At 63.7% G+C, this 8,761-nt stretch carries 7 protein-coding genes; 2 read left to right on the forward strand and 5 right to left on the reverse strand.

The window, feature by feature from the left end; all coding sequences use genetic code 11:
* Positions 1 to 4: 4 nt before the first annotated feature.
* Both ABDB84_RS18045 and ABDB84_RS18050 read right to left on the reverse strand, forming a co-directional pair.
* Positions 5 to 1,177, reverse strand: coding sequence for an HlyD family secretion protein (locus ABDB84_RS18045; protein WP_345921169.1), 1,173 nt, complete (start codon positions 1,175 to 1,177; stop codon positions 5 to 7).
* Between the two features lie 49 nt (positions 1,178 to 1,226).
* Positions 1,227 to 2,663, reverse strand: a complete 1,437-nt coding sequence (locus ABDB84_RS18050; RefSeq protein ID WP_345921170.1) for an efflux transporter outer membrane subunit — start codon at positions 2,661 to 2,663, stop codon at positions 1,227 to 1,229.
* A gap of 106 nt (positions 2,664 to 2,769) precedes the next feature.
* Between ABDB84_RS18050 and ABDB84_RS18055 the strand changes: the two genes are divergently transcribed.
* Positions 2,770 to 3,381 carry a TetR/AcrR family transcriptional regulator gene (locus ABDB84_RS18055; RefSeq protein ID WP_345921171.1) on the forward strand — a complete coding sequence of 204 codons (612 nt, stop codon included), beginning with the start codon at positions 2,770 to 2,772 and terminating at the stop codon, positions 3,379 to 3,381.
* 15 nt (positions 3,382 to 3,396) lie between these two features.
* On the opposite strand, the gene ABDB84_RS18060 is transcribed toward ABDB84_RS18055, so the two are convergent.
* The 3 genes from ABDB84_RS18060 to hflX all read right to left on the reverse strand — a co-directional run bounded on the left by ABDB84_RS18060 (position 3,397) and on the right by hflX (position 8,093).
* The gene (locus tag ABDB84_RS18060) at positions 3,397 to 4,983 is read right to left on the reverse strand and encodes a B12-binding domain-containing radical SAM protein (protein WP_345921172.1); all 1,587 of its coding nucleotides are present in this window, start codon (positions 4,981 to 4,983) and stop codon (positions 3,397 to 3,399) included.
* A gap of 61 nt (positions 4,984 to 5,044) precedes the next feature.
* The gene (gene pelA, locus ABDB84_RS18065) at positions 5,045 to 6,628 is read right to left on the reverse strand and encodes a pectate lyase (protein ID WP_345921173.1); all 1,584 of its coding nucleotides are present in this window, start codon (positions 6,626 to 6,628) and stop codon (positions 5,045 to 5,047) included.
* An 85-nt stretch (positions 6,629 to 6,713) separates the two neighbouring features.
* Entirely contained in the window at positions 6,714 to 8,093 is a 1,380-nt protein-coding gene (gene hflX / locus ABDB84_RS18070; protein ID WP_345921174.1) for a GTPase HflX, read from the reverse strand.
* 122 nt (positions 8,094 to 8,215) lie between these two features.
* Between hflX and ABDB84_RS18075 the strand changes: the two genes are divergently transcribed.
* Positions 8,216 to 8,656 carry a DUF2141 domain-containing protein gene (locus ABDB84_RS18075; RefSeq protein WP_345921175.1) on the forward strand — a complete coding sequence of 147 codons (441 nt, stop codon included), beginning with the start codon at positions 8,216 to 8,218 and terminating at the stop codon, positions 8,654 to 8,656.
* Positions 8,657 to 8,761 lie beyond the last annotated feature (105 nt).

Genomic DNA, 8,761 nt, shown 5'->3' on the forward strand with positions numbered 1-8,761 from the left:
GGCCTCAGTTACGCACAAGGGTGTTGCTACGGGTATCGATATTCGCGTGCATCGACAGTCCAACCTGCAGCGGGTGGCTCACCAGATCCTGCGGATCGATCTCGATACGCACCGGCAAGCGCTGCACAACCTTGATCCAGTTACCGCTGGCGTTCTGTGCCGGAATTGCCGCAAAGGCCGCACCGGTGCCACCGGCAAAACCTGCAACCGTGCCGTGATAGACCACATCGTCACCGTACAGATCGGCGCGCAGTTCAACGCGCTGGCCGGCGCGCACCTGCTTGAGCTGCACTTCCTTGTAGTTGGCATCAACGTGGATCTGAGCGACCGGCACCACACTCAGCAAGGTCGCACCCGCCTGCACGCGCTGCCCCACCTGCACCTGGCGGCGAGCGATCACGCCATCGACCGGCGCACGCACCACGGTACGCTCCAGATCGACGCGCGCCTGGTCACGACGTGCCCGTGCCAGCGCCACTTCCGGATTGCTCTCCAGCGTGGCGTTGTCGATCAGCACCGTATTGGCGCTACGCGAACCGACTGCGCTTTCACGATTGGCACGCGCCTGCTCGACGCTGGCGCGCGCCACTTCCAGATTTGCCTTGGCAGTGGTGAAGGCGTTCTGTGCACGCGTCAGCTCGTCACCCGAGACCGAGCCGGAGGCCGACAAGGCCGAGCGACGCTGCAAGTCGATACGTGCGCGGTCAAAATCGGACTGCGCGACCTCCAGCTGCCCCTGCGCGCGCTGCGCCTCGGCATCGCGGGCGGCGATCTGCGCGCGCAAGCCGGTGTCATTGGCTTCAAAGCCGCGCACCTTGCGCACTGCACGGCCGTATTCGGCCTCGGCCTCGGCCAGCTTGAGGCGTGCATCGGTGTCATCGATCACCACCAGCACATCGCCGCGCTTGACCGCTTGCGTATCGTTGACCGCCACCTGGCGCACCGTACCACCGACCGCCGGCGTCACCTGGGCGATCTCGGCGGCCGCATAGGCATTGTCGGTGCTCACGATGTAGCGGGCATACGTCCCCCAGTAGGTGCCATAACCAATGCCGGCCAGGGCCACAACGCCGGCCAGCAGGGCAAACATGACGCGGCGACGGCCGGTATTGGTGGCTTGCGCCGGCGCGGGCGACTGGGGAGCGATGAGGTGTTCTGCGGGTTCGATCTTGGACATGATGAGTTCCTTGGATTCAGATATTCAGACTGTTCGGGGTGGGCGTGCATCAGCTGAGGCGGTAACCGCCGCCCAGCGCGCGGATCAGGGCAACATCGAGGCTGAAGGCGCGCGATTGCATGTCGGTCAGGCTGCGCAGATTGCTCAGCAAGCTGTCTTCGGCGCTGAGCACGTCGAGATAGGTCGACAAGCCGCCCTCGTAGCGATTGCGGGCGATCTGCCAGGCCTGGCGTGCTGCTTCCACCGCCTGGTTGGCGCTGGCCAGCTGGGCGCCCAGGGCGCGCTGGCTGGTGGCCGCATCGGCGACGTCATGCAGGGCCTGGGTCACCGTGGAGTCATAGTTGGCAACTGCTTCGTCGTAGTCAGCATGGCGGCTGCGGTAATTGGCTTGCAGGCGCCCACTGCTGAAGATCGGCAAGGAAATCGCCGGCCCCACGCTACCGGTGTCCGAACCCGACTTGCCCAGCTTGTCCAGCCCCAGCGACTGCACGCCGATGAAGGCGGTCAGATTCACATTCGGGTAGAACTCGGCCTTGGCCCCGTCAATACGGCTGGCCGCCGCCTCGGCACGCAAGCGCGCCGCCACCACGTCCGGGCGACGCCCCAGAAGATTGAGCGCCAGTTGCGGCGGCAAACCCGGGGTGCGATTGAGTTCGATACTCGGACGCTGGATGCTCAGGCCGCGATCCGGGCCGGCGCCCATCAGTGCCGCCAGCTGGTTGCGCTGCAGGGCGATCTGCTCTTCCAGCGCCAGCACGTCACCCCGCGCGGAGGCCTGGCGGGCTTCAGCCTGGCGCACGGCACCCAGGGTTTCCATGCCGTTATCGAAACGCTCGCGCATCAGCTTCGCTGTCTTGCTGCGCACTTCCAGCGCGGCCACCGTAGTGTCATGGGCGGCAAACTGTCTGGCCAGTTCGGCATAGGCCGAGCTGATCGAAGCGCTGAGCACCAGGCGGGCCTGCGCCGCTTCGGCGCGCTGCGCTTCGCGCTCCGATGACGCGGCTGCCAGCGCGGCATGGTTGCGGCCCCAGAAATCCAGCTCCCAGCTCAGATCCAGCGTCGCCCGGCCGTAGTCGTTCCAGCCTTGCGGCAGCGAACTACGCGGCGTCAGGTAGTTGTAGCTCTGCTTTTCCTCGGTGATCGACAGATTGCCATTGAGCTGCGGACCATTGGCGGCATTCGCCGTCTGCACGGCCGCCTCGGCACGGCGCAAGCGCGCCAGCGCCACGCGCATGCTCGGCGCGCCGTCCACCGCTTCGAGGATCAGGCTGTTGAGCTGGCTGTCGCCATACGACTGCCACCAGGTTTCAACCGGCCAGTCCTGCACCGGCGCGGCCAGACTCTGGCTGCTCGCCCAGGCTTCCGCCGGCTTGATCTGCGGACCCGCCGCAAGTTCGGGCAGCTGGGCACAAGCGCCCAACAGCAAGCTCGCCACCAGCGCCAGAGGGCGCAGGACAGGCAATCTGATCGGGGAATGCGTGCTCATTGTTTAACACTCCTTAACTGAACCGTACTGTATGGTTATATCTTAATTGACATTTTGCGCTTGTCAAGCAAAACTGTACGAGTGAGTTCAAAAAAGGAAGCGCAGCATGCGCATCAAAACGGAAACAAAACGACAAGCCATCATCAATGTGGCGCGCCAAGCCTTTGACGAAGCGGGTTTCGAGGCAACCTCCATGTCCGGCATCGCCGCCCGCCTGGGTGGATCGAAAGGCACGCTGTACAGCTACTTCGCGTCAAAAGAAGAATTATTCGTGGCCGTGGTTCGCCAGATTGGCGAAAGCCACATGCAAACGATCTTCAGCGGACTCGATCCCCAGCAGGACCTGCAGAGCAGCTTGCAAAGGTTCGGAGAGCGCATGCTCGGCGCGATCTGCCTGCCGGAAATCATCCATGCCTACCGCAACATCATGGCTGAATCGGGAAAAAGCGAGGTTGGCCGCCTGTTCCTGGCCAGCGGCCCACAAGAGGGCAAGCGCCAAGTCGTCGCCTATTTGCAGGCCTGCATGGATCTGGGCAAGTTGCAGCGCGCCGATAGCGCCGTCGCCGCCGAACACTTGATCGCCCTGCTTAAATCGGAAGTGCATGAACCGCTGCTGTTCGGCGCACGTGCGCCCTTCAGCGCAGCAGAGATCAAGGCGATCGTCGCCCGCGCACTGGGCGCGTTCCTGGCCGCTTACGGCGCCAAGCCGAACAGCTGAGCGCTGCCGAGCGCCTCAATCCGCAACATGCCGCGCCTGGCGCAAGCGCTTGGTCGCCATCGGCTGGGGTGCCGCACGGTCACCCAGCAAACCACTCAGGCAGCGCGGATTCGAACGCGCACCGCTGTCGAGGTAATCCGCCCGCAGCAGTTGCCGGACGTGTTCGCGCTCTTCGCCACGCTGCGTGGTGAAATAATCAAACAAGGCATCGAGCAGCACTTCCGGCCTCAGCCCGCTGGTTTTGCCGGCGGTGTCCGGGTGCCATTGCCATAGCCAATCCGCAAACGCCAGGAAAGCGCCAAACGCCGACGGTCCCTGGCAGAGCATGGCCATCGCCCGCTTGAAGCGCCCCGAATTGGCCAGCAGATCCCAGTAGCGCGCCAGGCGCTTGAAGCGCTGCATGGTCGCCGCGTCCACCGCCGCAGTCTGCAGCACGGTATAGGGCGGCGTCTCTTCATAGAGCATGCCGAAAGCCGCGGTATGGCGTGCAATCGGCGTGCCGCGCAGCCGTTTGAGCACACCGAGCTGGATCTCATGCGGGCCGATCGCATAGAGCTGGTCGAAGCCCGCGGCGAAGCTCTCCAGGCTCTCGCCCGGCAAGCCGAAGATCAGGTCGGTGTGCAGATGGGCATGGCTCTCCTGTAGCAGCCATTGCAGATTGGCCAGCGTCCTCGCCGTATCCTGGCGGCGCGAGATAGTTTGCTGCACCTCGGGGTTGAAGCTCTGGATGCCGATCTCGAACTGCAGCACGCCCGGCGGGAAGCGCGCGATCATCGCCTTGAGGCGCTCCGGCAAGTGATCAGGCACCAGCTCGAAATGCAGGAACAGGCCTTCGTCGAGACGCTCCAGGAAGAACTGCAGCACGCGCAGCGAGGCTTCGATCTTCAGATTGAAGGTACGGTCGACAAACTTGAAGTGCCGCGCGCCACGCGCATAGAGCCGGTCCAGCTCGCCCAGAAAGAAATCGAGATCGAAAGCCCAGGCGGTCTTGTCCAGCGCGCTGAGGCAGAACTCGCACTTGAACGGGCAACCACGCGAAGCTTCGACATAGAGCAGGCGATGCGCCAGATCCTCAGCGCTGAATTCGGCGTAAGGCAGCTCGATTTCATCGAGCGGCGGCTGTTCGCCGGCAATCACTTTCTGCAGCGGCTGCGGACCGTGGATCAGCGCACGGCACAGCTTGGGGAAGCTCACATCGCCCCAGCCGGTGATCAGGTGGTCGGCCAGCTGCACGATCTCCTGCTGCTGCCACTCGTGGCTCAGCTCCGGCCCGCCCAGCACGATTTTCAGCGTCGGCCGCGCTGCTTTGAGCAGGCGCACCACCGCCGTGGTCTGCGCAAGATTCCAGATATAAACGCCAAAGCCGATGATCTGCCGCCCCTCGCCTGCCGGCAGCTCGGCCAGCAGCGCCGCGGCAATCTCCTGCGGCGGTCGCGCAATGGTGAATTCGCGCAGCAGGCTGCAGGCGCGCAGATCCTCGCCGCCGTGGCGGGCCATATTGGCAAGCAGGTAGCGCAGCCCCAGCGAGGCGTGAATGTACTTGGCGTTGAGCGTGCTGAGGATGATGCAGGCGCGCGGCGGCGGAGTGAGTTCCCGGGACATCGCCGCATTATCCCTTGAGAGCGGCTGCGGCTGTGCAGCGCCTGCACAGCCGCAGGACGACTCAGCCGTGCAGGCCCTTGGCCGGCTTGAGACCCAGACGCTTGAGCCAGGCAGGATAATCACGGCTGAGCAGCTCAGCCGCTTCCGTGGTGTACCAGTTGTATTTCACGCGCCGCTCGTAGGAGACCTGATCGAAACTCGTCCGCGGCTTGCTGTCGCGCGCCGAGAACAGCGGCTTGCCCGTCTGCGGATCATAGAAGCGCGCCCACATCGGCCCGGCATGCGGATCCGCCTCGAGCACGAAATCAAAGCCGTACTCCAGGGTGCGGTCCTCACGTCGAACGCGCTTGAGTCCGCTGAGCTTGGCCTGGTCGAACCAGGCCACGGCGTCCTGCACCGCACGCACCACTTCGGCAGAAGGCTGCTCGATGCCCATCAGGAAACGCACCACGTTCACGCTCTCGCTGCCGCTGATCGAGGGCAGCTCGAAGGCGCGGCCCATCGCCGGCGCCAGCGAATTCTCGTCGTACTGCGCGCACCAGCCGGTCTTCTTGCCGCCGACCACCATCTGCGTCTTGAGGATCAGCGCCAGACCGCTGTCGTAAGCCAGGCGAGCGCGCTTGGCGTGCAGCGGCGTGACGAAGCTGAAATCACCGCGCAGCGCCGCCACGTCCCGCATGATTTCCAGCACATTGGCGATCGCGTCGTCATTGAAGGTGATGCGCGCCTTGTAACCTTGCGGGTTCGGCCAGTATTGCTGCCAGCCGCCATTCGCCAGCTGGGCCGCCAGCAGGTAGTCCAGACCGCGCTCCACAGACTCCCGGAAGCGCGCCTGCCCGGTCGCCTTGAACGCACGCGCGAGCGCAATCAGCTGCTTGGTCGTCGAATCATTGTCGATGGTGGACTTGGCCTTGAAGCCACTGAGCGCCGCACGATTGATCGGTTTGCTGAGGCTGACATCGCGCTCGAGCTTGGGCCAGCCACCGTCTTCGTTCTGATAGCCCAGGATCACCTCGGCCACCGCGATCCCCTCGGGCGTCGCCCAGAACTCCGGCTTCTGCTCGGTCAGATTGGCTTCCACCACCGCACCGCCGCGGGCAAGACCAATCGTCTTCTTGCTCAAAGGCTCGATGAATGAGGCACTGTAGCGCTGGCGTGCCTTGTCCCATTTGCTGTAGGCGCCGAGCTGATCGAAGACCCAGAACACCGACACCCACATATTGCCGTTACGCCACTGCGGCGCGACATCGGCACGCACGTTCTGGCCATTGAGCGTGGCCTCCAGCTGGCCCGCCTTGACGCGCAAGCTTCGCCCGCCAATGCTGTAGCTGGCACTTTGCTGCGCAGCATCGAGCTGCACTTCGCCCCCCAGGTTGAGCATCAACTCGCTAATCGGCGCAAAGATGCGCTCACCCGGCAGCAGTTCAGGCTGGGTGTAGAAGCCCTCTTCCAGCTCCTGATACGCGCCATCGATCGAATAATTCGGCTCACCGATGATCAGCGAAACCGTCTTGAGTACGCCGTCGCTACGGCTCGGTGAGCTGCCCGAGGGCGGCGCGGGTACGGCTGGCGCGGCAGACTGGGCAAGCAGCACGGACGGGAATACGGCCAGCATCACGCTGAGCACGAGGGGCTTGGATAGCATGCGGTTCTCTCTCCTGAGTCATGACAGGCAAACTAGGGTTTACCCTAGCACGAAGAGACTGCAGCCCCCTGGCCGGCTGTCTGCGTCAATCGGCAGCCTGGCCGTCCCCTGCGGCATCGCCCGCTGGCGCCAGCAAGGCGTGCAGGCGCTCCAGCTCGGCCGCTTCGCCGCGCACGCGGAAATGCGCGCCGGCTTCGTCGGCTTGCTCGTCGAGCACTTCGCAGCGCTCGTAAATATCCTTGCGCAGCTGCTGGGCCGACCAGGGCAGGAACAAGCTATCTTCAACCAGATCGCGCTGGAAGAAGGCCACGATTTGCGCATGCAGGCGCGCCACATCCTGCGGATTGCGCGCACTCATCACCACGCAATCCGGATACTGCTCGCGCAGCTGCTGCGTGCAAGCCTGTTGCGCAGCCAACGCTTCGTCCGGCGGCAAACCCGCGCCGACAAAATCGATCTTGTTGAAAACGCGGATGCGCGGCAGCGCTTGGGCATCGATCTCTTCGAGCACCTTGTCAGTCACTTCGCGCTGGCGCTCAAAACCCGGATCGCTGGCGTCGATCACGTGCAGCAGCAGCGAGGCGTCCAGCGCCTCATCGAGCGTGGATTTGAACGAAGCCACCAGACCATGCGGCAGATTCTTGATGAAGCCCACGGTGTCGCTGACCAGCACGCGCGGCACACTCTCCGGGTAGAGCGCACGCACGGTGGTGTCCAGCGTCGCAAACAGCTTGTTGGCGACCAGCACTTCGCTGCCGGTCAGCGCACGCATCAGGGTCGACTTGCCGGCATTGGTGTAACCGACCAGGGCCACGTTGGCGATATTCTGGCGGCCGATGCGGCGCGAGCGCTGCGTCTCGCGTGCCGCATTCATGGCGAGGATTTCAAGCTCCAGCGCCGCAATGCGGTCGCGAATCTTGCGCCGGTCCAGCTCGGTATGCGATTCGCCGGCCCCACGACCGCCGGTACCACTGCGCTGCCGTCCTTGCGGGCCCGCCAGCTTGGCCGCCTCACGCAGACGCGGCGCCATATAGCCCAGACGCGCAATCTCCACCTGCGCTCGCGCCGCCGGCGTGCGCGCATTGCGATGGAAGATTTCGAGAATCACCATGGTGCGATCCATCACCTCGCAACCGACCTCAATCTCCAGATTGCGTGCCTGCGACGGGGAAATCTCATGATCGACCAGGATGGCATCGATCTCTTCGACCGACTCGGCGCCCGGCATCGACAATTCGCCACTGACATAGGCGCGCAACTCCTCGCGCTTGCCCACGCCCAGATAGGCGGTGGTGTCAAAGCTGCTGCGCTTCTGCGTGAACGTCTCGACGACCTCGAAACCCAGGGTCTTGGCCAGCTCGCGCAACTCCATCAAGGAGGCGGCGAACTCCACATCGCTGACGCTGGGTAATTGAACGGCGGCAACAATGGCGCGCAGGGGCTTATCTTTGACTTCTCTTGGCATTCCGGACGGTTTTCTCTCGATTTCGAAGGCAGATAGTACCCGTCATTGCGCGCATGCAATGAACAAGATCTACCCTGCGTTAGCATCTGCGGCGAATCCCTCAAACGACAAGGAGCTCGTCCGTGATCCCACACCTATTCTCTCGCTTGCCAGGCGCGTTGATCGCCCTCAGCCTGTGCGGGCTGGCCAGCGCAGCGAGTGCTGCAGAACTCCAGTTGCAGATCAACAAGATCGCCGATCGCAACGGCGCCCTGCATGTCTTCGTGTTCACCGCTCCCAGCGGCTTCCCCGCCGAAGCCAGTGCCAGCCTGCACCATGTGCAAAACGGCCCACATGAAGCCAGCGTCAAGCTCAAGCTGGACGTCCCCGAAAGCAAGGAGTACGCGCTGATGGTCTATCAGGACAAGAACGGCGACGGCCGCATGAACCGCTTCCTCGGCATGATCCCGCAAGAGCCCTATGCACTCAGTCGCAATCCCAAGGTGATCGGCAAGCCTAGCTTCGCCGACTCGGCGGTGCATCCTGCGGTGGATGAGCTGATCGTGCTGGATCTGCGGGATTGAAGGAGTTGTTGATGGCGGTGTAGAAGTAACAAAGCCCCGCTCACGGTAGATGTGAGAGGGGCTTTGTGTTGTGGGGTAGTCTGACGATGACCTACTTTCGCGCGG

Source organism: Uliginosibacterium sediminicola, assembly GCF_039631295.1.
Lineage (GTDB): Bacteria > Pseudomonadota > Gammaproteobacteria > Burkholderiales > Rhodocyclaceae > Viridibacterium > Viridibacterium sediminicola.